We start from the raw sequence: 25,717 nt of genomic DNA, 5'->3' as shown, positions 1-25,717 counted from the left end.
GGGACGGGTGAAGAACGACGAGACTCAGGCGAGCACCAAGGGCACCATCTCGGTGCGCCTGGTCGGCGAGGCGCTGGTGGAGTGGCGCCGCCAGGGCGGCGAGGAGGGGGAGGTCCTCCAGGCCGCCGGTATCGATCCGCAGTTGCTCGGCAAACCCTACGCGCGGGTCACCTCGCACGCCTATTCGCGGCTCTGGCTGGATCTCGCGCGGCGCATGGACGACGAGTTCTTCGGCATGGACGCGCGGCGCCTGAAGAGTGGCAGCTTCGCTTTCATGAGCCGCTGCGCGATCCACGAGCAGACCCTGGAGCCGGCGCTGACCGGCATCCTGCGATTCCTCTGCCTGCAGTTCGACGACTTCCAGCCGCGCCTGCAGCGCCGCGGCGGCCTGGCGGAAATCGTCCTCGACGAGGCGCCGGGCCGGTACGGGCGAGCGCTGTCCTACTTCACCCTGTGGATGATCACCCATGGCCTGGCCTGCTGGCTGGTCGGCCGGCGCATCCCGATCCTGGCCATCGACCTGCGTTGTCCGCAGCCGGACTACATCGAGGACTACCGGGTGATGTTCAGCGACAACCTGCGTTTCTCCCGTCCCCTCAGCCGCCTGCTGTTCAATGCCGACTGCCTGGCCTTGCCGGTCCGCCGCGACAAGCGGGAGCTGCGGCGCTTCCTGCTCGGCGCGCCGGCCAACATCCTGGTCCGCTATCGCGATCCGCAGAGCCTGGCGGCGCGGATCAAGGCCTACCTGCGCAGCCTGCGGCCGGGACGCTGGCCGGACGCGGACGCGCTCGCCGGGCATTTCTTCATGGCGCCCTCGACCCTGCGCCGCAAGCTGTCGCTGGAAGGGCAGAGCTACCAGGCGCTGAAGGACCAGGTCCGCCGCGACCTGGCCATCGCGCGGCTGGACGCCGGCGCGGCGAATTTCGCCGAACTGGCGCTGGAGCTGGGCTTCGCCGATGGCAGCGCGTTCCACAAGGCGTTCAAGAAGTGGACCGGCTCGACCCCCGGGCAGTACCGGGCGCAGGTCGCGGCGGAAACCGCGTCGGCCGAATCGTCAGGCGTGTTGTCCGAAACGCTCGGCCGTCGATAGGGCGAACGGTTCGGCGGGGCAGGCAGCCAGCACGGATTGTCCAATCCGCTCAGGCAGATTGAAGCCTTTCGACATTGCCCCGCGCCAGCCACGGCGTGAAGATTCCGGCTACTCCATACAAAAACAAGCCGAGGAGTCCTGCAATGCGCGACTACGCCACCACTGCCGCCGGGTTCGACTTGCAGCGGACCGCCGCCGCCACGCTTTCCGGTACGCTCCAGGCGCTCAACGCCTGCGTCGAATGCTGCGACCGGCATGCCCTGCCGGGACGGATCGCGTTGTTCTGGGAGGGCAAGGATGGCAGTCGCGCCAGCTATACCTTCAGCGAGCTGAAAGCGCTCTCCGGGCGTTTCGCCAATTTCCTCCAGGCCCAGGGCGTACGCCCGGGCGATTGCGTCGCCGGCCTGTTGCCGCGCACGCCCGAGCTGCTGGTCACCATCCTCGGCGCCTGGCGCCTGGGCGCGGTGTACCAGCCGCTGTTCACCGCCTTCGGCCCGAAGGCCATCGAACATCGCGTGGCGACCGCCGGCAGCAAGGTGCTGGTCACCGATGCGGCCAACCGCGACAAGCTCGATGAACTCGCCGATCCGCCTCTGGCCGTCACCGTCGGCGGAGCGAAGGGGCAGGGCATCCGTCGCGGCGATTTCAGCTTCTGGGCCGAGCTGGAGCGCTATCCGGCCGAATTCGAGCCGGTTCCGCGCAGCGGCGAGGATCCGTTCCTGATGATGTTCACCTCCGGCACCACCGGCCTGGCCAAACCGGTGCCGGTGCCGCTCAAGGCGATCCTCGCCTTCGTCGGCTACCTGCGCGAGGCGGTGGACCTGCGCCCCGAGGACGCCTTCTGGAACCTCGCCGATCCGGGCTGGGCCTACGGCCTCTACTACGCTGTCGCCGGTCCCCTTGCCATGGGCCATCCGACCACCTTCTACGAAGGGCCGTTCAGCGTGGAAAGCACCTGCCGGATCATCCGTGACTACGGCATCACCAACCTCGCCGGATCGCCCACCGCCTATCGCCTGCTGATGGCCGCCGGCGCGGCCGCGGAAACTGCGCTGAAGGGGCGCCTGCGCGCGGTCAGCAGCGCCGGCGAGCCGTTGACGCCGGAGGTGATCCGCTGGTTCGCCGACAGGCTCGGCACCACCATCCACGATCATTACGGGCAGACCGAGCTGGGCATGGTGCTGTGCAACCACCATGCCCTGGCGCATCCGGTGCGGGTCGGCGCCGCCGGATTCGCCTGTCCCGGGCACCGGGTAGTAGTGCTGGACGACGATCTCAACGAACTGCCGCCCGGCCAGCCAGGCATCCTCGCCCTCGACCGGCGGCGTTCGCCGCTGATGTGGTTTCCCGGCTACCAGGGCCTGGAAACCGCAGCCTTCGTCGGCGACTACTACCTGAGCGGCGATACCGTCGAACTCAACGAAGACGGCAGCATCAGCTTCGTCGGCCGCGCCGACGACGTCATTACCACCTCTGGCTACCGGGTCGGCCCGTTCGATGTGGAGAGCGCGCTGATCGAACACCCGGCAGTGATGGAGGCGGCGGTGATCGGCAAGCCCGACCCGGAGCGCACCGAACTGGTCAAGGCCTTCGTCGTGCTCTGCGCCGGCCACCGGCCGACGCCGGAACTGGCGGACGCATTGCAGCGATACGTGCGCCAGCGCCTGTCGGCGCACGCCTACCCGCGGGAGATCGAGTTCCTCGAGGAACTGCCGAAGACTCCCAGCGGCAAGATCCAGCGCTTTCTCCTGCGCAACCAGGAGATCGCCCGGCAACGCGAGGCGGCCCCACGGGCGGCCGCCGCGAACTGATTCAGCAGGAGAAAACGACGTGCGTATCGAAAATCGAGTGTTCCTGGTTACCGGCGGCAGCTCCGGCCTCGGCGCCGCCACCGCGAAGATGCTGGTGGAGCAGGGCGGCAAGGTGGTGCTGGCCGACATCAACGCCGAGGCCGGCGCGGCCAAGGCCGCCGAGCTTGGCGCCCAGGCGCGCTTCGTCAGGGCCGACATCGCCAGCGAGGCCGACGGCCGCCAGGCCGTGGCCACTGCACTGGAGGCCTTCGGCGGTCTCCATGGCCTGGCCAATTGCGCGGGCGTGGCGCCGGCCGAGAAGGTCCTAGGGCGCAATGGCATCCATGCCTTGGAGAGTTTCCGCCGGGTCATCGACATCAACCTGCTGGGCAGTTTCAACATGCTGCGCCTGGCCGCCGAGGCCATGTCCCAGGGCCAGCCGGACGAGGGCGGCGAGCGCGGGGTTATCGTCAATACCGCCTCGGTGGCGGCGTTCGACGGGCAGATCGGCCAGGCCGCCTATTCCGCCTCGAAGAGCGGGGTGGTCGGCATGACCCTGCCGATCGCCCGCGAGCTGGCGCGCTTCGGCATCCGAGTGATGACCATCGCCCCGGGCATCTTCGAGACACCGATGATGGCCGGCATGCCCCAGGAGGTGCGCGACTCCCTCGGCGCCAGCGTGCCGTTCCCGCCGCGCCTGGGGCGTCCGGACGAGTACGCCGCGTTGGTCCGGCAGATCATCGAGAACAGCATGCTCAACGGCGAAGTGATTCGTCTCGACGGCGCCATCCGCATGGCCGCACGCTAATACAGGAGGAAGATCCCATGACCCGCGAAGATCCGATCGTCATCGTCAGCGCCGTCCGCACCCCGATGGGCGGATTCCTCGGCGACTTCAAGGACGTCAACGCCGCTACCCTCGGCGCCGCGGCGGTGCGCGCCGCGGTGGAGCGGGCGCGCCTGCAAGCCGACGAAGTGGACGAGGCCGTGCTCGGCTGCGTGCTCGCCGCCGGCCAGGGCCAGGCGCCGGCGCGCCAGGCGGTGCTTGGCGCCGGACTGGCGCGCGGCACGCCATGCTCGACGCTGAACAAGATGTGCGGCTCGGGCATGAAGGCGCTGATGCTCGCCCACGACACGTTGCTCGCCGGCAGTGCCCGGGTTGCCCTGGCCGGCGGCATGGAGAGCATGTCCAACGCGCCCTACCTGCTGGAGCGCGCCCGTAGCGGCTACCGCATGGGCCACGGCAAGGTGCTCGACCACATGTTCCTCGACGGCCTCGAAGACGCCTACGACAAGGGCCGCCTGATGGGCACCTTCGCCGAGGACTGTGCCGAGGCCTACGGCTTCACCCGCGAAGCACAGGACGAGTTCGCCGTGGCCTCGCTGACCCGCGCGCAGCAAGCCATGCGCGACGGGCGCTTCGAGGCCGAGATCGTGCCGCTGACGGTCACCGCCGGCAAGACCGAGCGCCGGGTGGATAGCGACGAGCAGCCGCCGAAGGCCCGGCTGGACAAGATCCCGACCCTGAAGCCGGCGTTCCGCGAAGGCGGCACGGTGACCGCGGCCAACTCCAGTTCGATTTCCGATGGCGCCGCCGCGCTGGTCCTGATGCGCCTTTCCGAGGCCGAGGGACGCGGGCTCGCGCCGTTGGCGGCGATCCGTGGCCATGCTTCGTTCGCCGACGCGCCGAACCTGTTCCCCACCGCCCCGGTCGGCGCGGTGCAACGGCTGATGCAGCGCACCGGCTGGTCGCTCGGCGAGGTCGATCTGTTCGAGGTCAACGAAGCCTTCGCCGTGGTCGGCATGGCGGCGATGCGCGACCTCGACCTGTCCCACGAGCGCCTCAACGTGCATGGCGGCGCCTGCGCGCTGGGCCACCCGATCGGCGCGTCCGGCGCGCGGATCGTCGTGACCCTGCTCAACGCCCTGCAGCAGTACGACCTGGAACGCGGCGTGGCGGCGGTCTGCATCGGCGGCGGCGAGGCGACCGCGATCGCCGTCGAGCGCTTGCGCTGATGCAGGCAGTGAAGAAGAGGAACCCGCGATGATTCCCTGCGAAGAAGAGATCCAGATCCGCGACATGGCGCGGCAGTTCGCCCAGGAACGGCTGAAACCGTTCGCCGCCGACTGGGACCGCGAGCACCGTTTCCCGGCCGAGGCGATCGGCGAGATGGCCGACCTCGGCTTCCTCGGCATGCTGGTGCCCGAGGAGTGGGGCGGCGCGCAGACCGGGCACCTGGCCTACGCCATGGCCCTCGAGGAGATCGCCGCTGGCGACGGCGCCTGCTCGACCATCATGAGCGTGCACAACTCGGTCGGCTGCATGCCGATCCACAAGTTCGGCAGCGCCGAGCAGAAGGAGCGCTTCCTCCGCCCGCTGGCCCAGGGTTCGATGCTCGGCGCCTTCGCCCTGACCGAGCCGCAGGCCGGTTCCGACGCCAGCTTCCTGAAGACCCGCGCCCGCCGCGACGGTGACCACTACGTGCTGAACGGTGCCAAGCAGTTCATCACTTCGGGCAGCCACGCGGGGATGGTGATCGTCTTCGCGGTCACCGATCCGGATGCCGGAAAGCGCGGCATCAGCGCGTTCATCGTGCCCACCGACACGCCCGGCTACGAGGTGGTGCGGATCGAGGACAAGCTCGGCCAGCACGCCTCGGACACCTGCCAGCTGGCCTTCAACGACCTGCGTATCCCGGCCGCGCTGCGCCTGGGCGAGGAGGGCGAGGGCTACCGCATCGCCCTGGCCAACCTCGAAGGCGGCCGCATCGGCATCGCCGCCCAGGCGGTCGGCATGGCGCGCGCGGCGTTCGAGGCGGCGCGCGACTACGCCCACGAGCGGGAAACCTTCGGCAAGCCGATCATCGAACACCAGGCGGTGGCCTTCCGCCTGGCCGACATGGCCACCCGCATCGCCGTGGCGCGGCAGATGGTCCACCACGCCGCCAGCCTGCGCGAAGCCGGCCTGCCATGCCTGACCGAAGCCTCGATGGCCAAGCTGTTCGCCTCGGAAATGGCCGAGGAAGTCTGCTCCGCGGCGATCCAGACCCTCGGTGGCTATGGCTACCTCAAGGACTTCCCGGTGGAACGCATCTATCGGGACGTGCGGGTCTGCCAGATCTACGAGGGCACCAGCGACGTGCAGCGCCTGGTGATCGCGCGCAGCCTGTAGAGGCGACTATCCGTCGTTTCCGCACCGGCGCATACCACCTGTGGCTGGTATGCGCCTCGCGCGAGGGTCGCCCCAGGTTCGAACCGCGCCCTCTCCCTTCAGGGAGAGGGCGCGCTGAGGCACCTCGGAAGCAAACGCCCGAGCCTCGTTCGCCCTACGCCTCTTGGCAGGTGCTCACGCCGGCTGTGCCGCCTTGTTCTCGCGCGCGGTGACCTGCTGGCACAGCTCGATGATCTGTTCGCGCATCCAGCGGTTGGCCGGGTCCTGATCGGTGCTCTCGTGCCAGTACAGGTGGGTTTCCAGCTTCGGCACGTCGCTCACCGGCAGCACGGCGTAATGCAGGTCGTGGTGACGGGCGAAGCGTTCCGGCACGGTCATCGCCATGTCGGTCTGCTGGACCACCGTGGAGGCCATCAGGTAGTGCTGCGAGCGCAGCGCGATCTTGCGCTGGATACCCATCTTGCCCAGCGCCAGGTCGATGTAGCCGAGGCCGCTGCGGCGGCTGGAAATGTGGATGTGGGTCAGGCCCAGGTAATCGTCCAGGGCCAGCTTCGGCTTGCCCGCCAGCGGGTGTCCGCGGCGCATGGCGCAGACGTAGCGGTCCTCCATCAGCTTGACGTGGCGCACCTGGGGATCGGTGTTCAGCGGCGCGTCGACGGCGAAGTCGAGGCGGCCGGCGGCGAGTTCCTTGGTGGTCTCGCGGCGCTTGGCGAGGAAGCTCTCGATATGCACGTTCGGCGCCAGGCGGCGCAAGCGCTGGAACAGCGGGGGTAGGATGACCGCCTCGGTGAGGTCGGTCATGCTGATGCGGTAGGTCTTGTTCGCCTGCTGCGGATCGAAGCTGCGGCTCTCCTGCACCGAAACCCGCAGCAACTGCAGCGCGTTGCGCACCGGGCCGATGATGTTCTGCGCCATCGGGGTCGGCACCATGCCCTGGGCGGTGCGCACGAACAGCGGGTCGTTGAAGGTCTCGCGCAGGCGGGAAAGGGCGTTGGATACGGCTGGCTGGGTGATGCCGACGATCTGCCCGGCGCGGGTCAGGTTGGCTTCGGTGTAGATCGCATCGAACACGATGAACAGGTTCAGGTCGACTTTGTTCAGGTTCATGGCACTGGCTCCGCGACTTTTCTTGTTATTGGGGGCTTGGATGACCCCCATATGGATCATGAATGTTCATGGACGGAAAAAATAGACTGGGCAAATCTTAAGCCCTGTTCCGGCATCGTTACCAGCGCCTTTGTCCGATGCCTCGCCTGCCAACCCGTCAGAAGGTATCCCCCATGGATTTCGCCTATTCCCCCAAGGTCCAGGAGCTGCGTGAACGCGTCAGTGCGTTCATGGAAGCGCATGTCTATCCCGCCGAAGCCGTGTTCGAGCGCCAGGTCGCCGAGGGCGACCGCTGGCAGCCGACGGCGATCATGGAAGAGCTGAAGGCCAAGGCCAAGGCCGAAGGACTGTGGAACCTGTTCCTGCCCGAGTCCGAGTACGGTGCCGGGCTGGCCAACCACGAATACGCGCCGCTGGCGGAAATCATGGGTCGTTCGCTGATCGGGCCGGAACCCTTCAACTGCGCTGCGCCGGATACCGGCAACATGGAGGTGCTGGTGCGCTACGGCAGCGAAGAGCAGAAGCGCACCTGGCTGGAACCGCTGCTGAGCGGCGAGATCCGCTCGGCCTTCGCCATGACCGAACCGGGCGTGGCCTCGTCCGACGCGACCAACATGGAGGCGCGCGCCGAGCGCCAGGGCGACGACTGGGTGATCAACGGGCGCAAGTGGTGGACCTCCGGCGCCTGCGATCCGCGCTGCAAGATCCTGATATTCATGGGCCTGACCAACCCGGACGCGCCGCGCCACCAGCAGCATTCGATGATCCTGGTACCGGTCGACACCCCCGGGGTGAAGATCCTTCGTCCGCTGCCTGTGTTCGGCTACGACGACGCGCCGCACGGCCATGCCGAAGTGCTGTTCGAGAACGTGCGGGTGCCTTACGAGAACGTCATCCTAGGCGAGGGCCGCGGTTTCGAAATTGCCCAGGGGCGCCTCGGCCCGGGCCGCATCCACCACTGCATGCGTTCCATCGGCATGGCCGAGCGCGCCCTCGAACTGATGTGCAAGCGCGCGGTCAGTCGTACCGCGTTCGGCAAGCCGCTGGCGCGCCTGGGCGGCAACATCGATCACATCGCCGACTCGCGGATGGAGATCAACATGGCGCGCCTGCTGACCCTGCAGGCCGCCTACATGATGGATACCGTGGGCAACAAGATCGCCCAGAGCGAAATCGCCCAGATCAAGGTGGTGGCGCCCAACGTGGCGTTGAAGGTGATCGACCGGGCGATCCAGATGCACGGTGGCGCCGGGGTTTCCAACGACTTCCCGCTGGCCTACTGGTACGCCATGCAGCGCACGCTGCGCCTGGCCGACGGTCCGGACGAGGTACACCGCGCGGCGATCGGCAAGTTCGAGCTGGGCAAGTACGTGCCCAGGGAGATGCTGCGCAGCAGCCGCTGACGGCTGTGGTATAGGGAAAAGGCCCGCGGATGCGGGCCTTTTTCATTCCGGGGACTCCGCCCCTTTTTCCTCGGCGTTGCGTTCCAGCTGCCACGCGCGACGGCTGTGCAGCAGGGCGGCGAACTCGCGGGCCGCCCGCTCGTTGCGGAAGCAGATCCCACGCGTGCCGAGGCGGACCCGCCAGAAAGGTTCAGCGTGGGTGTCCAGACGTTCGATCCAGAGCGTGTTCGGCATTCGGTTCGGCCTTGTCCTCGACGGTGGCTTTCGGCGTGCGGGTCTTCAGCAGGGAGAGCAGGATACCGCCCGCCAGCAGGCCGAAGGTTACGCCAAGCGAGAGGCCGGCGGGAATCTTGCCGATCACACCGTGGAGCATGATCTTCGCACCGATGAACACCAGCACCAGGGCCAGGGCGTACTTCAGGTAGACGAAGCGGTGGATCATCGCCGCCAGCGAGAAGTACAGGGCGCGCAGGCCGAGGATGGCGAAGATGTTCGAGGTGTAGACGATGAACGGGTCCTGGGTGATGGCGAAGATCGCCGGCACGCTGTCCACCGCGAACACCAGGTCGGCCAGCTCGATCAGCACCAGGGCGAAGAACAGCGGGGTGGCGTAGCGCACCAGCTTGCCGCTGGCGTCCGGCAGGCGGACGAAGAAGTGATGCTCGTGCAGTTCCTTGGTCACCCGCATGTGCTTGCGCAGGAAGCGCAGCACCGGGTTGTGCTCCAGGTCGGGTTCTTCCTCGTGCTTGTTGAACAGCATCTTCACGCCGCTGAACAGCAGGAAGGCGCCGAACACGTACATGATCCAGTCGAATTCCTTCACCAGCGCGGCGCCCAGGCCGATCATGATCGCCCGCAGGACGATGGCGCCGAGGATGCCCCAGAACAGTACCTGGTGCTGGTAGCGGCGGGGGATGCCGAAGAAACTGAAGATCATCGCCATGACGAAGACGTTGTCCATCGATAGCGACTGCTCGACCAGGAAGCCGGTGTAGTACTCCACCGCGCTGGTGGGGCCGAAGGCGTACCAGACCCAGCCGCCGAAGGCCAGGCCGCAGGCGAAGTAGCCGGCGGACAGCAGCAGGCTTTCGCGCACGCCGATTTCGTGGTGGTCGCGTTGCAGCACGCCGAGGTCGAGGACCAGGAGAACGATGACGATGGCCAGGAAGGCCAGCCAGAACCAGGTAGCCGTACCGAGGAACGGTTCGGTGAGAAATGCATGCAGAGCTGCCATTGGGCCCCCTCGCTTCGAATTGTCGGATGGTCATGTGACTCCGACATGGCGGCAATTGCTTACCGTCAGAGGGGCCCGCAGTCACTCGGAAAAAATAAACCAGGCTCCGGGTGCCGGCAAAACGGCGAGGTTACAAAGTGCTACAGCGTTCAGTAGACCCAGACTTCCACTCGCCGGTTCTTCTGTCGGCCCAGTTCCTGGTCGTTGCTGGCGACCGGCAACTCGTCGCCGAAGCCGGCGATCTCGCGGAAACTCACGCCGCCGCGGGCCAGTTCGCGGCGCACGGCCATGGCGCGCAGGCGCGAAAGCAGGACCGAACGCTCGGCGTCGGACTTGGGATCGCCGAAGCCCACCAGCACGGTGCGCTCCTGCAGTTTCCGATTTTGCCGTAGGTAGTCCAGCAAACGCTGTACGTCGAGCAGTGCCTTGTTGTCGAGCAGCGCGCTGCCTTCCTGGAAGCGGAAGTTCACCGTCAGGCGCCGCGCCTGTTCCGCGAGCTTGCGGTATTCGGCAGGCATCTGCGGGCGCGGTGCGATCTGCACCGCCTGGATCTTCTGCGCGACGAAGCCGCTGCGGGTGACGATCGCCTGGCCGCGCGGGCCCTGGGCGAAACGTACCAGGGCCTGGGCCCAGGGGTTCTTCTCGCCGGGCTTCAGGTAGAGGAACAGGCGGCGCGACAGCGGGTAGTCCTCGGTGGCGATCAGGCTTTCCTGGGGCGCCATCGGCAGCGATTCGCCGTCGGCGATGGCCAAGGCACGGGCCCGGCCCACCGACGCAATGCCGACGAAGCCGATGGCGTGTGGATCGGTGCTCACCGCGGCCGCCAGCCGATCGTTGGATTCGAAGCGGCGGGCGTCGCTGGCCAGGCTCTTGCCGTGACTGGCCAGCACCAGTTCCTTGAAGGTGTCGTAGGTGCCGGACTGTTCGTCGCGAGCGTACAGGCGGATGGCGCCGCCCTTGCCGCCCAGTTCTTCCCAGGTACGCACCTCGCCGGCGAACACCGCCGCCAGTTGCGCGGTGTCCAGCGAGGCCAGCGGGTTGTCCGGATGCAGGATGATCGCCAGTCCGTCGATGGCGATCACCTGCTCGGCATATGGGCTGCGCAGGTCGCCAAAGCCGGCCAGGGCGCGAACTTCGCTGTCCTTGACGGGACGCGAGGCCGCGGCGAGTTCGGCGTGACGTTCGAGGAGGGCGGCGAAGCCGGTGCTCGAACCGTGGGCGGATAGCTCCACCCTCGCCAGGCGGCCGTCGCGGCGCTTGCCGAGCAGATGGAGTTCGTTTTCCCGTTCTCCGGGGGTACGGCGGATATCCTCCAGGCCTTCCTCTTCCATCAGGCCCTCGACCAGGGCCGGCAGGAGCTTCGCGCCGATGGTGTTGGAACCCTGGATGCGCAGCGCCGGCGTGTCGTCCGTGGGGATCGGCAAGGGGGCGGCGAATACCGTCCAGGGGAAGGCGTAACAGAGGAATCCGAGGAAAACCAGGCTCAGGGTACGGCTCCAGAGGTCTTTGTCACTGGCGCGCTGGCGGTGTGGCATCGCGGGCATCGTCTTCTATGGGGGAAGGGAATTTGCCGGCGAGATTAAGTCAGACGGGTGACGCTAAGGTTACAGCGTTGGGGAATCATGGCCCTGCGCCATTGTCTCGGTCAGGAAGTCGAGAAACACCCGGGTCTTGCCGGCCAGTTGGCGCGATGGATAGACCGCGTGGATCGCCGTTTCGTCGGCCTTCCAGCCAGCCAGCAATTCAACCAGGCGGCCTTCGGCCAGTTCCGCCTGTACGTACAGCCGTGGGATCAGGCTCAAGCCGAAGCCGGCGAGCAGGGCATCGCGCACCGCCAGGCTGGAGGACACCCGGTAACGGCCGGCGATAGGCACCGCTATGCATTCGCGGTCCTTGCGGAAGGTCCAGCGGTCGGCATGGCCAGAGAGGCTGAAGCGGATGCACTCGTGTTCGCGCAGGGTCTCCGGCCGCAGCGGCTGGCCACGCTGCCTGAGGTAGGCCGGCGCCGCGCAGAGCACGTGCTCCAGGACCAGCAGCGGGCGGGCGACCAGGCCGGAGTCCGCAACCCGGTCGCTACCGCGCAGGGCCAGGTCGATGCCTTCGGCGATCAGGTCCTGGCGGCCGTCCTGCAGGAGCAGTTCCAGGCGCAGGTCCGGATAACGCTGGAGAAAAGCCGGAATGGCCGGGGTCAGGCAGGTGAGGGCGAGGGTCAGCGGGGCGCTGACCCGCAGCAGGCCGCTGGGGCCCTGCTGCATCGAAGTGAGCGCGGCGTCGGCGGCCTCGAGGTCGTCGAGGATGCGCTCCAGGCGCTGCCGGTAGACTTCTCCGGCCTCGGTCAGGCTCATGCTGCGGGTGGTGCGATTGATCAGGCGCACCTTGAGGTGCGCTTCCAGTTCGGCGACGTTCTTGCTCACGGCGGCCGGCGAGAGATTCATCTGCCGGGCCGCGGCGGCGAAGCCGCCATTCGCGGCCACGGCGCGGAAGACCTTGAGGGCGGTGAGGTGATCCACGTGGATAATTCACTGTCAGTAATCAATGAATCAGGGATTAAAGCATTATCAACCCGGGGTGCGCTGGCTAAAGTCTCGCCATAGTCCACGGTCCAAGAGGTGAATGACCATGCAACCCTTCGTCGTCGAACGTCTCGATCACATCGTCCTGCGGGTCCGCGACCTGGAACGCAGCATCGCGTTCTATCGCGATGTCCTCGGTTGCGTGGTGGTGAAGTGGCGCGACGACCTGGAACTGGCCCATCTGCGCCTGGGCACGTCGATGCTCGATCTGGTCGCGGTGTCCGGGTCGCTCGGCCGGGAGGGCGGTGCGGCGCCGGGTGGGGAAGGGCGCAACGTCGACCATTTCTGCGTGCGCATAGAGCCGTTCGACGAGGCGGCGCTGGTCGCCCACCTGGAACGCTTCGACCTGCTACCGCAGGTTCCTGCGGAGATTCGCTTCGGTGCCGAGGGCGATGGCTGGTCGCTGTACTTCTTCGACCCGGACGGCAATCGAGTCGAGCTGAAAGGGCCCGTGGTGGAAAGCGGAGCCTGATGTGGGTGGTAAATTCCTACTGAATATTAGGAATTTACCGGCATATTTTTCCGAGCATTGCTACTAAGGTGCTGCCCCTGACGCGGATGCCCGGATATCCGCGTCGCCATGCGGTTTTACATTGTCGGTCGAGCGCCGCCCCCGTCCAACGCGGGGGTGGCCGGCATGCTTTTGTCCGGCCGGTTGTCGCCGGAGCATGCCACGACCCCTCTGCATTGCCAGTAAGGAGCAGTCATGAGCAGTTGGTACGAGTTGAAGACAAACACCAGCGGAACCTTCCGCTTCCGTCTGAAATCCCGGGACGGTTCGACTCTGCTGGAAAGCGGGCTTTACCAGGATCGCGAGGCGGTCGAAAAGGCGGTCGTCGAGTTCCGTCGTCACTGTGGCCAGGAGGAGCGCTATCAGAAGCTCATCCACTCGGGCGGGAAGAACTACTTCGTCCTCCGTGGGGCGGAGAAGGAAGCGCTGATCACCAGCCACCTGTACGATTCCGAGGTGGCCCGGCGCGAGGCCATCGCGGTGATCGCCGAGGTCGGCCAGACCACCCTGGTGAAGGACGCCGCCTGACCGCGACGCAAGGCCCATCCGCGGATGGGCCTTTTTCATGGGCCTGGCTTCAGGCCAGTTCCAGCCAGATCGGCGCGTGGTCGGAGGGTTTTTCCATGCCGCGCAGGTCATAGTCGATGCCGGCGTCCTTGAAGCGCGATTGCAGCACCCGGCTGGCCAGGATCACATCGATGCGCAGGCCGCGCTTGGGATTGTCCTCGAAGCCGCGGCTACGGTAGTCGAACCAGCTGAAGCGATCGTCCACCTCCGGATTCAGGGCCCGGAAGCTGTCGACCAGGCCCCAGTTCTTCAGGGTCGCCAGCCACTCGCGCTCTTCCGGGAGGAAGCTGCACTTGCCGGTCTTCAGCCAGCGCTTGCGGTTCTCCTCGCCGATGCCGATATCGCAGTCTTCCGGCGAGATATTGATGTCGCCCATCACCACCAGGGCCTGCTCGGGCTTGAAGCTGTTCTCCAGCAGCGACTGGAGATCGGCGTAGAAGCGTTGCTTGGCCGGGAACTTGGTCGGATGCTCGCGGTTCTCGCCTTGCGGGAAGTAACCGTTCATCACGGTGATCGGGTTGCCCTGGGCGTCGCTGAAGGTGCCCCAGATGAAGCGCCGCTGCGATTCCTCGCCGTCGTTCGGAAAGCCGCGATGCAGCTCCAGGGGCGCCTGGCGGGAGAGCAGGGCGACGCCGTAGTGGCCTTTCTGCCCGTGGTAGTGGACGTGGTAGCCGAGCGCCTCGATCTCGGCCTGGGGAAACTGGTCGTCGGCGACCTTGGTTTCCTGCAGCCCGATCACGTCGGGCCGGTGCCGCTCGATCAGCGCCGCCAGTTGGTGCGGCCGGGCGCGCAGACCGTTGATATTGAAAGAGACGATTTTCATGGTGGGCGTCCTGGCAAAAACAGGAATGCTAGCCCAGCCGGGGGATGCCTGGCGACCCTGGAGGCGCTGTGCTAGTGTCCGCCGGGTACCCGATGGCTGTGTGGCTTGGCGCCTTGCCGGCCCTGTGGTCTGCCGCGGACGGGGATGGCCAGGCCATCCGCTCGACCAATCGCCGTGGCGAAGCGTGCGTGTCGCTGCGCCGGCGGCCGACAAGGAATGCGTTCCATGCCTGATCAGGTCACCGATGTCCGTCTGCTCGACGACGGCTATAGCCGCGAAGTCCGCTCGCTTTTCTACCACGCCTACCGCCACGAACCGACCTTCGCCTACCTGATGGATGCGCAGCGCGCCGGCTACGACCAGCGCGTGCGTGCCTGCGTCCGGGAGATGGTCGAGCGCCATCTGGGCGAAGAGTTGCCGGCCATCGGCCTGTTCATCGACGATCGGCTGGTCGCGGCGGCCCTGATCACGCCGCCGCAGCGCCGCCTGGATATCACCGAGAGCTGGAGCTGGCGCCTGCGCATGCTGTTCAGCGTCGGCCTGGCCGCGACCCGGCGCTACCTGGATTACCACCGGGCGGTGCAGGCCTGCCTGCCGGTCGGCCCCCATCACCAGTTGCCGATGCTCGGCGTGCATCCCGAGTACCAGGGCAGGCAGATCGGCGAGCAGTTGCTGGCGGCCGTGCAGCGCTGGTGCGCCGAGGACTCCGCTTCGCAGGGGCTGGTCCTGGATACCGGCAATGCCCGCTACCTGGACTTCTACCAGCGGCACGGCTACCGCGAGATCGGCGAGGTGACGCTGGGAGCGGTGCGCGAGCACGTCCTCCTGCATCCTGGCGAGACGCCGGCGGCGACCTGAGCGTTCCCCGGACGCGCGAGAAAAGCCATGCCTGTCAGGTGCTTGGCGTCATAAAACCCGAATGTCAGGAGGTGGTCGGCGGCGTCCGCGCAAATCTGGACGCGCGCCACCCGCCTGCGTAGCATCCGCGCCATGAGACTGACTCAAGGATTGTTCCGGTTCCCGCTGGCCGGGCTGCTGTGCCTGAGTACGGCCGCCTTCGCGGAGAGCCAGCTTAGCGTGCGCGTCACCCCCGCCAATGCCGCCCTGAAGGCCAATATCGAGGCTTACGTGGGTAGCCTCGGCGAGCGGGACGAGGCGGCGTTGCAACGTTTCCGCCGCAATGCCGAGGCGCAGGCGGAAAAGGCGGCCCAGGCGCTCGGCTACTTCCAGGCGCAGATCGACAGCGAGGTGAAGGACGGCAAGCCGCCGAAGCTCACGCTCAAGGTAGTGCCCGGCGAGCCCGTGCGCCTGCGCCAGGTGAATATCCAGGTGCTCGGTGAGGCCGCCAGCCTGGAGAGCTTCCGCTTGCCGTCGGGCAAGCAACTGAAACCGGGCGCGAAGCTGAACCAGGGCGTCTACGAGGATGCCAAGCGGCTGATCCAGAACCAGGCCTCGCGCTACGGCTTCTTCCAGGGCCGCTTCAGCACCCAGCGCCTGAGCATCGATCCGCGCGCCGGCATCGCCGACATCGACCTGGTCTACGACAGCGGCCAGCGCTACACCTTCGGCAAGGTGAGCTTCGACGGCGACTCGATCATCGAGGAAGAACTGTTACGCCGCATGGTGCCGTTCAAGGCCGGCCAACCCTATGACTCCGAACTGATTGCCGAACTCAACCAGAACCTGCAATCCAGCGGCTACTTCGAGGGCGTGCGGGTCGACGCCGCGCCGGCTCAGGCGCAGGCCGACGGCGCGCGCCAGGCGATCCCGGTAGCGGTCCGGCTGGAGGCGCGCAAGCCCCGGACCATGGGCGTCGGCCTCGGTTTCTCGACCGACGTCGGGGCGCGCGCGAGGTTCAACTGGACCCGCCATTGGGTGAATGCCGAAGGGCATAGCCTGGGATTCGAGTCGGAAATCTCCGCACCACGGCAGAACGTCGGCGCCTGGTACGAGATTCCCCTCGATCCGCCGCTCACCGACAAGCTGCGCTTCACCAGCGGCTACCAGTTCGAAGACCTGGTCGACACCGAGAGCAAGCTGCTGACCCTTGGCGGCGAATGGCACAGCAAGCAGCCCGATGGCTGGCAGCGGGTGGTTTCGCTGAACTGGATGCGCGAGGAGTACAAGCTGGGCGACGACTCCGGGCTGAGCAGCTTCCTGATGCCGGGGATCGGCTACTCGCTGCTGGAGACCGACAACAAGGTCGACCCCAGCCATGGCTACCGCCTGCAGTTCAACGTCAAGGGGGCGAAGGAAGGCCTGCTGGCCGACGCCGACGTGCTCCATGTCGACGCCATGGCCAAGGGCCTGACCAGCTTCGCCGGCGGCCATCGCCTGCTCGGCCGCCTGCAGGTAGGTGGAATCGCCACCAACGACTACAAGTCGATCCCGCCCTCGTTGCGCTTCTTCGCCGGCGGCGACCAGAGCGTGCGCGGCTACGACTACCGGACGCTGTCGCCGGAGAATTCCGATGGCGACAAGATCGGCGGCCGCTACATGATCGCCGGCAGCGTCGAGTATCAATATCCGCTGGCCGAGCGCTGGCGCCTGGCGACCTTCGTCGACCAGGGCAACGCTTTCAACTCGCTGGACTTCCCGTCGATCAAGACCGGGGTCGGCTTCGGCGTGCGCTGGGTCTCGCCGGTCGGCCCGTTGCGCCTCGACCTGGCCCATGCGCTCGACGACGACGGCGGTTTCCGCCTGCACTTTTCCATGGGGCCAGAACTGTGAAGGCGCTGAAGATCACCCTGCTGGCAATATTCGGGCTGCTCCTCGCGCTGCTCCTGGGACTCGCTGCGTTGCTCGGCACCCAGGCCGGCAGCGCCTGGCTGCTCGGCCACGTGCCGGGCCTGCAGGTCAGCGGCTTCGAGGGCCGCCTCGGTGGCGCCTGGCAGGCACAGCGGCTGTCCTGGGCGCAGGACGGTACGCAACTGGTCGTCGAGCGGCCGGAACTGCGCTGGTCGCCGGCCTGCCTGGCGGGGCTGCGCCTGTGCCTGCAACGGGTGGCCGCCGAGCGGGTCGCGCTGGACCTGCCGCCGAGCGGCGACAGCGCCGACAGCGGGCCGATCGGCCTGCCGACGCTGAAACTGCCGCTGAGCATCGAACTCGGCGAAGTGGCGGTCGGCAGCTTCCTGCTCGACGGCAACGAGCAGGTCGCCGAACTCAAGCTGGCGGCCCATTGGCTGGCCGACGGCCTGCACATCGACTCGCTGACGGCGCGGGGCTTCGGCCTGGACCTGGCGCTCCAGGGGCGCTTGCAGCCGAGCGGCGACTGGCCCTTGCAGGCCGAAGCCACGCTCGGCCTGCCCGCTCCCGAAGGCAAGCCGTGGAAGCTGGCCGTCCAGGTCGGCGGTGAACTGCAGAAGGCGCTGACCCTGAAAGGCCGCAGCAGCGGTTATCTGGACGGCAGCCTGGAAGGACAGTTGCAGGCGCTGGCGGAAAACCTGCCGGCACGATTGCTGATCCGCGCCGACGGTTTCAAGGGTGCGGCCGGGCTACCGGACACCTTGACCCTGAATGCCATCCAGCTCGATGCCGGCGGCGATCTCAAGAGCGGTTACCTGATCCGCGGCGGTGCCAGCCTGCCGGGCGAGGGCGGGGCGGTGGCGTTGAGCCTGGACGGGCGGGTCGACGCCCAGGGCGCGGATATCCGCCAACTGCGCCTGGACGCTGGCGGCGAGCAGCGCCTGGACCTGGTCGGACGCCTGGACTGGCGCGAAAGCCTGGCCGCCGACGCGACCCTGGACTGGAAGGAGTTCCCCTGGCTGCGCCTGTATCCGCTGGCGGAGCCGCCGCCGGTGACGCTGAAGACCTTCAAGGCGGAAGTGCATTACCAGGACCAGCGCTACCTGGGCAATTTCAGCGCGGCGGCGAGCGGTCCGGCGGGCGATTTCACGCTGGCCGGGCCGGTGTCCGGCGACCTCGTCCAGCTCAACCTGCCGTCGCTGCAGCTCCGCGCCGGGCAAGGCCAGGCCGAGGGGCGGGTGACGTTGCGTTTCGACAATGGCGTGGCTTGGGATACCGCCCTGCAGCTCAGCGAACTGAATCCGGCTTACTGGGTCGCCGAGTTGCCGGGTTCACTGGCCGGTCCCTTGCGCAGCCAGGGAAGTGTTCGCGACGAGCGGCTGGCGTTGGGTATGGATCTCGACGTCAAGGGCCGCCTGCGCGGCCAGCCGGCGCTATTCCAGGCGCGCGTCGAGGGCGAGGGGCAGCGCTGGACGCTGGGCAACCTCGATCTGCGTCTGGGGGATAACAAGGTGCAGGGCAGCGGGGCGCTCGACCAGCGCCTGCAAGGCCGCCTGGACATCGCCCTGAACCGTCTCGGCCAGCTTTGGCCGCAACTCTTCGGTCGCCTCGACGGACACCTCGACCTGGCTGGCAGCCTCGCGGCGCCGCAAGGCAGGCTGAACCTCAAGGGACAGCGGATCGCCTACGCCGAACAGCGCATCGCCGGCCTCGACCTGCAGGCGAACCTCGATGCCCGGCAGAACGGTACCCTGGCGCTGGTCGCTTCCGGCCTGCGCAGCGGCGAAACCGATCTCGGCCTGTTCAAGGCCAATGCCCGCGGCGACCAACGCCGCCAGCAACTGGAACTGGACCTGCAAGGCGCCTTGCTCAAGCTCGGCCTGGCCTTCGACGGGCAACTGGAGCGCGGCAACTGGCGCGGTCGCCTGGCACGCGGCGAGTTGAGCAGCGGCGGCCAGGACTGGAAGCTACAGCAGCCGGCGCGCCTGGAGCGGTTGGCCGATGGCAAGGTCAATTTCGGCGCACATTGCTGGGTATCCGGCGCCGCCAGCCTTTGCGGCGGCGAGCAGCGCCTGCTGCCCGAGCCGCGGCTGCGCTACACCCTGCGCGACTTCCCGCTGGACAGCCTGAAGCAATGGTTCCCCGAGGATTTCGCCTGGCAGGGCAAGCTGAACGGCGACCTGCAACTGGACGTTCCGGCCCGCGGCCCGAGCGGCGTGGTCAGCCTGGACGCCGGCAGCGGTACGCTGCGCCTGCGCGACCAGGGCCAGTGGGTCGACGTCGGCTACGACAGCCTGCGCCTGGAGAGCCGGTTGGCGCCCAACCGCGTCGATACCTCCCTCGACTTCCGCGGACCGAAGCTCGGCGAGCTGCGGATGCAGGCGCAGATCGACCCGCGCCCGGCGAGCAAGCCGCTGAGCGGCGAGTTCAGCCTGGCCGGCCTCGACCTGTCGCTGGCGCGCCCGTTCGTGCCGATGGTGGAGAAACTGCAAGGCAGGCTGAACGGCAGCGGCCGGCTGTCCGGCGGCCTGCTGGCGCCGCGGGTCGACGGACGGGTGACGCTGAGCGACGGCAACATCGGCGGCGGCGAGCTGCCGACCAGCTTCGAGAACCTTTCCCTCGACGCTCGCATCGCTGGCGAAAGCCTGGAACTCGGCGGCGGCTGGCGCAGCGGCAGGTACGGCCAGGGCAGCCTGTCCGGCAACCTGAGCTGGGGCGAGGCGCTGAACGTCGCCCTGAACATCCGTGGCAACCGCCTGCCGGTGGTGGTCGATCCCTATGCGCAACTGGAGGTGGAGCCGGACCTGAAGATCGGCATGGCCGGGCAGGAGCTGGCGATCTCCGGCAAGGTCCTGGTGCCGCGTGGCGACATCACCATCCGCCAGTTGCCGCCATCCACGGTCAAGGTCTCCGACGACGCGGTGATCGTCGGCTCCGAGCAGCCCGAGCAGCAGCCGCTGAAGATGAAGATGGACATCGATGTCGAGGTCGGCCAGGACAAGCTGGCGTTCTCCGGCTTCGGCCTCAGCGCCGAACTGGCCGGCCACCTGCACATCGGCGACAACCTGGATACCCGCGGCGAGCTGAACCTGAACAAGGGCCGCTATCGTGCCTACGGCCAGCGCCTGACGATCCGTAGGGCGCGGCTGTTCTTCGCCGGACCGATCGACCAGCCGTACCTGGATATCGAGGCGATCCGCCGGGTCGACGACGTGGTCGCCGGCCTGCGCCTGACCGGCAGCGCCGAGCAGCCGACCAGCGCGGTATTCTCCGAACCGGCGATGAGCCAGGAGCAGGCGTTGTCCTACCTGGTGCTGGGGCGGCCGATGAGCACCGGCGAAGACAGCAACATGCTCGGCGAGGCGGCCCTGGCCCTGGGCCTGGCCGGCAGCGCGCCGCTCACCGGGGAGATCGCCAAGCAGCTCGGCATCCAGGACTTCCAGCTGGACACCGAGGGCACCGGCAACAGCACCAGCGTGGTCGCCAGCGGGAATATCACCGACAAGCTCAGCCTGCGCTATGGTGTTGGAGTGTTCGAACCGGCAAATACCATCGCCTTGCGCTACCAGTTGAGCAAACGCCTCTATCTCGAAGCGGCGAGCGGCCTGGCCAGTTCGCTGGACCTGTTCTTCAAGCGCGATTTCTGACGGATGCGCTGATACGGACCATGCGTAACGCATAAAAGTGTGTCACTTTTAGCGGCGCATCGACGTCGTAGAATGGAGCGGGCGCCGACCGCCAGGTCGGTGCCCGTAGCAACTCGGCACAAGGACTGGCTGACATGATTTCCGTCTATCAACTCAAACCGCGCTTTCAGAATCTTCTTCGTCCCGGCGTGCAGCGCCTCTACCGGCGCGGCATCACTGCCAACCAGGTGACCCTGGCGGCCTGCCTGCTGTCGCTGCTGGTCGGCGCGCTGGTCGCCGGTTTCGCCAGCCATCTCTGGCTGTTCGCTCTCGTTCCGCTGTGGATGTTCCTGCGCATGGCGCTGAACGCGGTGGACGGCATGCTCGCCCGCGAGTTCGGCCAGAAATCCGACCTGGGCGCCTACCTCAACGAACTCACCGACGTGATCGCCGACAGCGGCCTGTACCTGCCGTTCGCCCTGTTGCCGGGAGTCAACCCGCTGTGGGTGGTGCTGGTGGTGCTGCTGGCGCTGATCAGCGAATATGCCGGCGCGCTGGGCACCATGGTCGGCGCTTCGCGCCGCTACGACGGCCCGATGGGCAAGAGCGACCGGGCGCTGTGTTTCGGCGTGATCGGCGCCGGGGTGGCCAGCGGCCTGTTGCCGCTGGCCTGGATCGACTGGCTGATGCTGCTGATCGCGGCCCTGCTGTTGCTGACCATCGGCAACCGCGTGCGCCAGGGCCTGGCCGAGCTGGCCGCGAGTCGACGGGGCAGCGACGGCCAGGCCTGAGAGGGAACGGGCGAACGCCATGGAGGTGGGCGCCCGCAGGAAGCAACCCGGCCGGGATCCCGGCCGGGGCAACGACATAGGGACATCACATGCGCGACGTACAGGAATTGCGTTTCACCACCCACGACGGGGTAGAGCTCTTCTACCGCCACTGGCCGGCCAGCCGCCCGGCGCCGGACGGCACGCGCCAGGCGGTGCTGCTGTTCCACCGCGGCCATGAGCACTCCGGGCGGATCGCCCACCTGGTCGACGAACTCGACCTGCCGGAACACGACTTCTTCGCCTGGGACGCCCGTGGCCACGGCCTCTCGCCAGGCGCCCGCGGCGACAGCCCGAGCTTCGCCACCAGCGTGCGCGACGTGCAGACCTTCGTCGACCATATCCAGGCCGTCCATGGTGTCGCCGAAGAGCGTATGGCGGTGGTGGCGCAGAGCGTCGGCGCGGTGCTGGTTTCCACCTGGGCCCACGACTACGCGCCGAAGGTGCGCGCACTGGTGCTGGCTTCGCCGGCGTTCCAGGTCAAGCTCTACGTGCCGTTCGCCCGCAGCGGGCTGAAACTGATGCGTCTGTGGCGCGGCAATTTCTTCGTCAACAGCTATGTCAAGGCACGCTTCCTCAGTCACGACCCGCAGCGAATCGCCTCCTACGACAGCGACCCGCTGATCGCCAAGGCGATCTCGGTGAACGTCCTGCTCGGCCTCTACGAAGCTGCCGAGCGGGTGGTAGCGGACGCACAGGCGATCCAGATTCCCACCCAACTGCTGATTTCCGGGGCCGACTTCGTCGTCCATCGTGCGCCGCAGGAGCGTTTCTTCGAGCGTCTCGGCAGCCTGCGCAAGGAAAAGCACATCCTGCCCGGCTTCTTCCACGACACCCTTGGCGAGCGCGATCGTCACCTGGCCGTCGCCCGTGCCCGGCGCTTCCTCCTCGAGGCATTCGCCACGGCACCCGAACGACCGAGCCTGCTCGATGCCGACCGCCTGGGTCATACCTGCGCCGAGGCCGAGGCGCTGGCCGCGCCGTTGCCGAAGAACTCGCCGCGCGATCTCTACTGGCGCGCCACCCGTGCCGGGCTGCGCCTGGGCAGCCTGTGGTCGGACGGGGTCAAGCTGGGCTTCGACACCGGCTTCGATTCCGGCAGCACCCTCGACTACGTCTACCGCAACCAGCCCAGCGGCAGCGGCCCGCTGGGTCGCCTGATCGACCGCAACTACCTGGACTCCATCGGCTGGCGCGGCATCCGCCAGCGCAAGCTGCACGTCGAGGAACTGCTGCGCCTGGCCATGCAGCGGTTGCGCGAAGAACAGCGCGAGGTGCGCATCGTCGACATCGCCGCCGGCCACGGCCGCTACATCCTCGAAGCCCTGCAGGGCGTCGAGCCGCTGCCGGAAAGCGTCCTCCTGCGCGACTACAGCGAGATCAACGTGCGTGACGGCAGCGCCCTGATCGAAAGCAAGGGCCTCGCCGGCATCGCCCGCTTCGTCAAGGGCGACGCCTTCGATCGCGCCGACCTGGCGGCGCTGCAACCGAAACCGAGCCTCGGGGTGGTTTCCGGGCTCTACGAGCTGTTCGCCGACAACCGCATGGTCGGCGACTCCCTCGCCGGCCTCGGCGAGGCGCTGGAGGAGGGCGGCTACCTGGTCTACACCGGACAGCCCTGGCACCCGCAGTTGGAACTGATCGCCCGTGCGCTGACCAGTCACCGCCAGGGCCAGGCCTGGGTGATGCGGCGCCGGACCCAGGCGGAAATGGACCAACTGGTGGCCGCCGCCGGCTTCCGCAAGATCACCCAGCGGGTCGACCAGTGGGGCATCTTCAGCGTATCGCTGGCGCAGAAGGTCGCCCGCTGATGGTGCCGCGCGAGCCGGGGGTACTGAAGCGGGCGGTGCTCTGGCTGCTGTTCCTCGGCCCGTTCTTCTTCGCCAGCTATGGCCTGGCCAATTGGTTGACCAGCCGGCGCGGCGACGTCGGCAGCCTGGTCTTCGACTGGGAACGCGGGATGCCGCTGTGGCCCTGGACCATCCTGCCGTACTGGTCGATCGACCTGCTCTACGGCCTGTCGCTGTTGCTGCCGCGGGACAAGCGCGAGCTGGACATCCACTGCCTGCGCCTGCTCAGCGCCCAGGTGCTGTCGGTGACCTGCTTCCTGCTGTTCCCCCTGCGCTTCACCTTCGAACGGCCGGAACTGGGCGGCGTGTTCGGCTGGCTGTTCGACGTGCTGATGGGGTTCGACAAACCGTTCAACCAGGCACCGTCGCTGCACATCGCCCTGCTGGTAGTGCTCTGGGTCTGCTACGCGCGCTACGCCAGCGGCGCCTGGCGCTGGCTGCTGCATGGCTGGTTCGCGCTGATCGGGCTATCGGTGCTGACCACCTGGCAGCACCATTTCATCGATGTGCCCACCGGCGCGCTGGCCGGTTGGCTGTGCGTCTGGCTGTGGCCGCAGGCGCAGCCCGCGCCGTTCGCCCGCGCCAGCCTGAGCCTCGACCGGCAACGGCGGCGGCTGGCCGCTCGCTATGGCCTCGGCGCGCTGGCCTGCGCCGCCGTCGCCTTCGCCCTCGGCGGTGCGGCGTTGTGGCTGTGCTGGCCGGCGCTGGCGCTGGCGCTGGTGGCGCTGAACTACCTGCTGTTCGGCGCCGCCGGCTTCCAGAAGGGCAGCACTGGCCGCCTGAGCGTCGCCGCGCGCTGGCTGCTGGCGCCGTATCTGCTTGCGGCGCGGATCAACGCCTGGCTCTGGACCCGTCGCCGGCCGCAGCCGGACGAGGTGCTGCCGGGCCTCTGGCTGGGGCGCCTGCCGTCGTCCGCGGAACTGGCCGACGGCCGCTTCCGCGCATTGCTCGACGCTACCGCCGAACTTTCCTGCGAGCCGCAGGGGCTGGCCTATCGCAGCCTGCCGTTGCTCGACCTGGTCGCGCCGGACGTCGAGGACTGCCGGCACGCCGCCGCGCTGATCGACGAACTGCTGGCGCAAGGGCCGCTGCTGGTGGCCTGTGCCCTGGGCTATTCGCGCAGCGCCACGCTGGTCGCCGCCTGGCTGCTGCTCAGCGGTCGCGCGGCGGACGTCGAGTCGGCCGTGGCGGTGTTACGCCGGGCGCGACCGCAAGTGGTGCTGGGCGAAGCCCAGCGGCGGACCCTCGCGGCGCTGAGCGGGACCGCGCCGGAGCCATCGGCGGAACTGGGCGAGGTGCACCATGCCTGAGCAATCCCTGGCCCTGGTGGCGGCGCTGCTGCGCCGTGGCCGCGAGATCGACCGGTTGTCCGCCGCGCTGACCCTGCTGGCCATCGGGCTGGGCCTGTACCAGGCCGTGCAGGGCGTCGGCTGGCGCTATTTCGCGGTGGCGATGCTGGCGATCGCCATGCTCGGCCTGTGGCAGAAGTACTGGGCGCTGCGGGTGGCCCTGGACGCCGAACTGTTCGAACGTTTCAGCCGCGTCGGCGACAGGCTGGAAGCGCAGACCCAAGACCTGGACCGGGCCCTGGCCGATCTCGGCCTGGCCCGCGCGGACGCCGCGGGGCGCACCTGGATCCAGCGCAGCCGCGGCGCCCTGCGCCTGCTACGCTGGCAGGCGCTGGCCTGTGGCGCCCAGTTCCTGCTGGCCTTGTCGTGCCTGTTGTCGATCCCTCTATTCAACGCTCAAACCTGAAGAGTCTTCCCATGCTCGAATCAGTCGTCGCCTATGGCATCATCGCCGGCGCCCGCGCCATCACCGGCTTGCGCAGCCTCTGGCTGGGCACCACGCCGATCCCCAAGCAACGCATCTATTACGCCAACCACAGCAGCCATGGCGACTTCGTCCTGCTCTGGGCCTCGTTGCCGCCGGAGGTGCGGCGGCGTACCCGGCCGGTGGCGGGCGCCGACTACTGGAACAAGGCCGGCCTGCGCAGCTACGTGATCAACAAGGTGTTCAACGGCGTGCTGGTCGACCGCCAGCGCAGCGATGCCAATGCCAATCCGCTCGAACCCCTCGACCGCGCCCTGGACGGCGGCGATTCGCTGATCATCTTCCCCGAGGGCACCCGCAACCTGGACGACGAGGTCAAGCTGTTGCCATTCAAGAGCGGTATCTACCACCTGTCCCTGGCCCACCCGGACGTCGAGCTGGTGCCGGTCTGGCTGGCCAACCTCAACCGGGTCATGCCCAAGGGCCGCATGCTGCCGTTGCCGCTGCTCTGCACCCTGAGCTTCGGCAAGCCGCTGGTCGCCACGGCGGAAGAGGGCAAGGAGGCGTTCCTCGAACGAGCACGCATGGCCCTGCTGGACCTGGCGCCGGAAGAGGAGGCCTGA

At 67.7% G+C, this 25,717-nt stretch carries 21 protein-coding genes and 1 pseudogene; 16 read left to right on the top strand and 6 right to left on the bottom strand.

Annotated features, from left to right (window positions below):
* The first annotated feature begins 7 nt into the window (after positions 1-7).
* The 5 genes from HMPREF2886_RS20185 (at position 8) to HMPREF2886_RS20165 (ending at position 6,052) form a co-directional block, all read left to right on the top strand.
* Positions 8-1,090, top strand: a complete 1,083-nt coding sequence (locus HMPREF2886_RS20185) for an AraC family transcriptional regulator (protein ID WP_033978157.1) — start codon at positions 8-10, stop codon at positions 1,088-1,090.
* Between the two features lie 143 nt (positions 1,091-1,233).
* The gene (locus HMPREF2886_RS20180; RefSeq protein WP_070748183.1) at positions 1,234-2,901 is read left to right on the top strand and encodes an acyl-CoA synthetase; all 1,668 of its coding nucleotides are present in this window, start codon (positions 1,234-1,236) and stop codon (positions 2,899-2,901) included.
* A gap of 19 nt (positions 2,902-2,920) precedes the next feature.
* Positions 2,921-3,688, top strand: a complete 768-nt coding sequence (locus HMPREF2886_RS20175; RefSeq protein WP_033978160.1) for a 3-hydroxyacyl-CoA dehydrogenase — start codon at positions 2,921-2,923, stop codon at positions 3,686-3,688.
* Positions 3,689-3,705: 17 nt separating this feature from the next.
* The gene (locus HMPREF2886_RS20170) at positions 3,706-4,896 is read left to right on the top strand and encodes an acetyl-CoA C-acyltransferase (RefSeq protein WP_039027405.1); all 1,191 of its coding nucleotides are present in this window, start codon (positions 3,706-3,708) and stop codon (positions 4,894-4,896) included.
* 28 nt (positions 4,897-4,924) lie between these two features.
* On the top strand, positions 4,925-6,052 hold the full coding sequence (locus HMPREF2886_RS20165) for an acyl-CoA dehydrogenase family protein (RefSeq protein ID WP_033978164.1): 1,128 nt from the start codon (positions 4,925-4,927) through the stop codon (positions 6,050-6,052).
* Between the two features lie 174 nt (positions 6,053-6,226).
* On the opposite strand, the gene HMPREF2886_RS20160 is transcribed toward HMPREF2886_RS20165, so the two are convergent.
* Positions 6,227-7,159, bottom strand: coding sequence for a LysR family transcriptional regulator (locus HMPREF2886_RS20160; protein ID WP_003090000.1), 933 nt, complete (start codon positions 7,157-7,159; stop codon positions 6,227-6,229).
* A gap of 173 nt (positions 7,160-7,332) precedes the next feature.
* Between HMPREF2886_RS20160 and HMPREF2886_RS20155 the strand changes: the two genes are divergently transcribed.
* Positions 7,333-8,562 carry an acyl-CoA dehydrogenase gene (locus tag HMPREF2886_RS20155; RefSeq protein ID WP_003089998.1) on the top strand — a complete coding sequence of 410 codons (1,230 nt, stop codon included), beginning with the start codon at positions 7,333-7,335 and terminating at the stop codon, positions 8,560-8,562.
* A gap of 42 nt (positions 8,563-8,604) precedes the next feature.
* On the opposite strand, the gene HMPREF2886_RS20150 is transcribed toward HMPREF2886_RS20155, so the two are convergent.
* The 4 genes and pseudogenes from HMPREF2886_RS20150 to HMPREF2886_RS20135 all read right to left on the bottom strand — a co-directional run bounded on the left by HMPREF2886_RS20150 (position 8,605) and on the right by HMPREF2886_RS20135 (position 12,319).
* On the bottom strand, positions 8,605-8,796 hold the full coding sequence (locus tag HMPREF2886_RS20150) for a hypothetical protein (protein ID WP_003160407.1): 192 nt from the start codon (positions 8,794-8,796) through the stop codon (positions 8,605-8,607).
* Positions 8,753-9,796 carry a TerC family protein gene (locus tag HMPREF2886_RS20145; RefSeq protein WP_003104462.1) on the bottom strand — a complete coding sequence of 348 codons (1,044 nt, stop codon included), beginning with the start codon at positions 9,794-9,796 and terminating at the stop codon, positions 8,753-8,755. Before HMPREF2886_RS20145 ends, HMPREF2886_RS20150 begins: the two co-directional genes overlap by 44 nt.
* Before the next feature lie 149 nt (positions 9,797-9,945).
* Positions 9,946-11,340, bottom strand: coding sequence for a substrate-binding domain-containing protein (locus HMPREF2886_RS20140; RefSeq protein ID WP_073648906.1), 1,395 nt, complete (start codon positions 11,338-11,340; stop codon positions 9,946-9,948).
* A 60-nt stretch (positions 11,341-11,400) separates the two neighbouring features.
* A pseudogene (locus tag HMPREF2886_RS20135) lies at positions 11,401-12,319 on the bottom strand (LysR substrate-binding domain-containing protein).
* 90 nt (positions 12,320-12,409) lie between these two features.
* Between HMPREF2886_RS20135 and HMPREF2886_RS20130 the strand changes: the two are divergent.
* The gene (locus tag HMPREF2886_RS20130) at positions 12,410-12,841 is read left to right on the top strand and encodes a VOC family protein (protein ID WP_073648907.1); all 432 of its coding nucleotides are present in this window, start codon (positions 12,410-12,412) and stop codon (positions 12,839-12,841) included.
* Between the two features lie 234 nt (positions 12,842-13,075).
* Complete coding sequence (locus HMPREF2886_RS20125; protein WP_070748181.1) at positions 13,076-13,408, top strand: YegP family protein; 333 nt, start codon at positions 13,076-13,078, stop codon at positions 13,406-13,408.
* 49 nt (positions 13,409-13,457) lie between these two features.
* On the opposite strand, the gene xthA is transcribed toward HMPREF2886_RS20125, so the two are convergent.
* Positions 13,458-14,270 (bottom strand): exodeoxyribonuclease III, encoded by an 813-nt coding sequence (gene xthA, locus HMPREF2886_RS20120; protein ID WP_033978172.1) that lies wholly within the window; start codon positions 14,268-14,270, stop codon positions 13,458-13,460.
* A 144-nt stretch (positions 14,271-14,414) separates the two neighbouring features.
* Here xthA and HMPREF2886_RS20115 point away from each other — a divergent pair, with 144 nt between their 5' ends.
* The 8 genes from HMPREF2886_RS20115 (at position 14,415) to HMPREF2886_RS20080 (ending at position 25,717) form a co-directional block, all read left to right on the top strand.
* Positions 14,415-15,128: a GNAT family N-acetyltransferase gene (locus HMPREF2886_RS20115; RefSeq protein WP_003139068.1), complete on the top strand. Its 714-nt coding sequence runs from the start codon at positions 14,415-14,417 to the stop codon at positions 15,126-15,128.
* A gap of 132 nt (positions 15,129-15,260) precedes the next feature.
* Positions 15,261-17,000 (top strand): autotransporter assembly complex protein TamA, encoded by a 1,740-nt coding sequence (locus HMPREF2886_RS20110; RefSeq protein WP_070748179.1) that lies wholly within the window; start codon positions 15,261-15,263, stop codon positions 16,998-17,000.
* Positions 16,997-20,662: a translocation/assembly module TamB domain-containing protein gene (locus HMPREF2886_RS20105; RefSeq protein ID WP_070748177.1), complete on the top strand. Its 3,666-nt coding sequence runs from the start codon at positions 16,997-16,999 to the stop codon at positions 20,660-20,662. Before HMPREF2886_RS20110 ends, HMPREF2886_RS20105 begins: the two co-directional genes overlap by 4 nt.
* Before the next feature lie 134 nt (positions 20,663-20,796).
* Positions 20,797-21,432, top strand: a complete 636-nt coding sequence (locus tag HMPREF2886_RS20100) for a CDP-alcohol phosphatidyltransferase family protein (protein WP_039027399.1) — start codon at positions 20,797-20,799, stop codon at positions 21,430-21,432.
* Between the two features lie 89 nt (positions 21,433-21,521).
* Positions 21,522-23,282, top strand: a complete 1,761-nt coding sequence (locus HMPREF2886_RS20095) for a bifunctional alpha/beta hydrolase/class I SAM-dependent methyltransferase (protein ID WP_070748175.1) — start codon at positions 21,522-21,524, stop codon at positions 23,280-23,282.
* Positions 23,282-24,631 carry a phosphatase PAP2/dual specificity phosphatase family protein gene (locus HMPREF2886_RS20090; RefSeq protein WP_070748173.1) on the top strand — a complete coding sequence of 450 codons (1,350 nt, stop codon included), beginning with the start codon at positions 23,282-23,284 and terminating at the stop codon, positions 24,629-24,631. Before HMPREF2886_RS20095 ends, HMPREF2886_RS20090 begins: the two co-directional genes overlap by 1 nt.
* Positions 24,624-25,076, top strand: a complete 453-nt coding sequence (locus HMPREF2886_RS20085) for a hypothetical protein (protein ID WP_033978182.1) — start codon at positions 24,624-24,626, stop codon at positions 25,074-25,076. Before HMPREF2886_RS20090 ends, HMPREF2886_RS20085 begins: the two co-directional genes overlap by 8 nt.
* 11 nt (positions 25,077-25,087) lie before the next feature.
* Positions 25,088-25,717, top strand: a complete 630-nt coding sequence (locus HMPREF2886_RS20080; protein ID WP_003089964.1) for a lysophospholipid acyltransferase family protein — start codon at positions 25,088-25,090, stop codon at positions 25,715-25,717.

The organism is Pseudomonas sp. HMSC066A08 (assembly GCF_001813025.1).
Lineage (GTDB): Bacteria > Pseudomonadota > Gammaproteobacteria > Pseudomonadales > Pseudomonadaceae > Pseudomonas > Pseudomonas aeruginosa.
The sequence above is the reverse complement of the archived record's forward strand: the minus strand, read 5'-3'. Positions and strand labels throughout refer to the sequence as shown.

What these genes read in the sequence shown, in the direction of transcription:
- HMPREF2886_RS20180 (WP_070748183.1), top strand. Translation starts at nt 1,234, where the DNA reads ATGCGCGACTACGCCACCACTGCCGCCGGGTTCGACTTGCAGCGGACC.
- HMPREF2886_RS20170 (WP_039027405.1), top strand. Translation starts at nt 3,706, where the DNA reads ATGACCCGCGAAGATCCGATCGTCATCGTCAGCGCCGTCCGCACCCCG.
- HMPREF2886_RS20165 (WP_033978164.1), top strand. Translation starts at nt 4,925, where the DNA reads ATGATTCCCTGCGAAGAAGAGATCCAGATCCGCGACATGGCGCGGCAG.
- HMPREF2886_RS20160 (WP_003090000.1), bottom strand. Translation starts at nt 7,159, where the DNA reads ATGAACCTGAACAAAGTCGACCTGAACCTGTTCATCGTGTTCGATGCG.
- HMPREF2886_RS20155 (WP_003089998.1), top strand. Translation starts at nt 7,333, where the DNA reads ATGGATTTCGCCTATTCCCCCAAGGTCCAGGAGCTGCGTGAACGCGTC.
- HMPREF2886_RS20150 (WP_003160407.1), bottom strand. Translation starts at nt 8,796, where the DNA reads ATGCCGAACACGCTCTGGATCGAACGTCTGGACACCCACGCTGAACCT.
- HMPREF2886_RS20145 (WP_003104462.1), bottom strand. Translation starts at nt 9,796, where the DNA reads ATGGCAGCTCTGCATGCATTTCTCACCGAACCGTTCCTCGGTACGGCT.
- HMPREF2886_RS20140 (WP_073648906.1), bottom strand. Translation starts at nt 11,340, where the DNA reads ATGCCCGCGATGCCACACCGCCAGCGCGCCAGTGACAAAGACCTCTGG.
- HMPREF2886_RS20130 (WP_073648907.1), top strand. Translation starts at nt 12,410, where the DNA reads ATGACCATGCAACCCTTCGTCGTCGAACGTCTCGATCACATCGTCCTG.
- HMPREF2886_RS20125 (WP_070748181.1), top strand. Translation starts at nt 13,076, where the DNA reads ATGAGCAGTTGGTACGAGTTGAAGACAAACACCAGCGGAACCTTCCGC.
- xthA (WP_033978172.1), bottom strand. Translation starts at nt 14,270, where the DNA reads ATGAAAATCGTCTCTTTCAATATCAACGGTCTGCGCGCCCGGCCGCAC.
- HMPREF2886_RS20115 (WP_003139068.1), top strand. Translation starts at nt 14,415, where the DNA reads ATGGCCAGGCCATCCGCTCGACCAATCGCCGTGGCGAAGCGTGCGTGT.
- HMPREF2886_RS20110 (WP_070748179.1), top strand. Translation starts at nt 15,261, where the DNA reads ATGAGACTGACTCAAGGATTGTTCCGGTTCCCGCTGGCCGGGCTGCTG.
- HMPREF2886_RS20100 (WP_039027399.1), top strand. Translation starts at nt 20,797, where the DNA reads ATGATTTCCGTCTATCAACTCAAACCGCGCTTTCAGAATCTTCTTCGT.
- HMPREF2886_RS20095 (WP_070748175.1), top strand. Translation starts at nt 21,522, where the DNA reads ATGCGCGACGTACAGGAATTGCGTTTCACCACCCACGACGGGGTAGAG.
- HMPREF2886_RS20090 (WP_070748173.1), top strand. Translation starts at nt 23,282, where the DNA reads ATGGTGCCGCGCGAGCCGGGGGTACTGAAGCGGGCGGTGCTCTGGCTG.
- HMPREF2886_RS20085 (WP_033978182.1), top strand. Translation starts at nt 24,624, where the DNA reads ATGCCTGAGCAATCCCTGGCCCTGGTGGCGGCGCTGCTGCGCCGTGGC.
- HMPREF2886_RS20080 (WP_003089964.1), top strand. Translation starts at nt 25,088, where the DNA reads ATGCTCGAATCAGTCGTCGCCTATGGCATCATCGCCGGCGCCCGCGCC.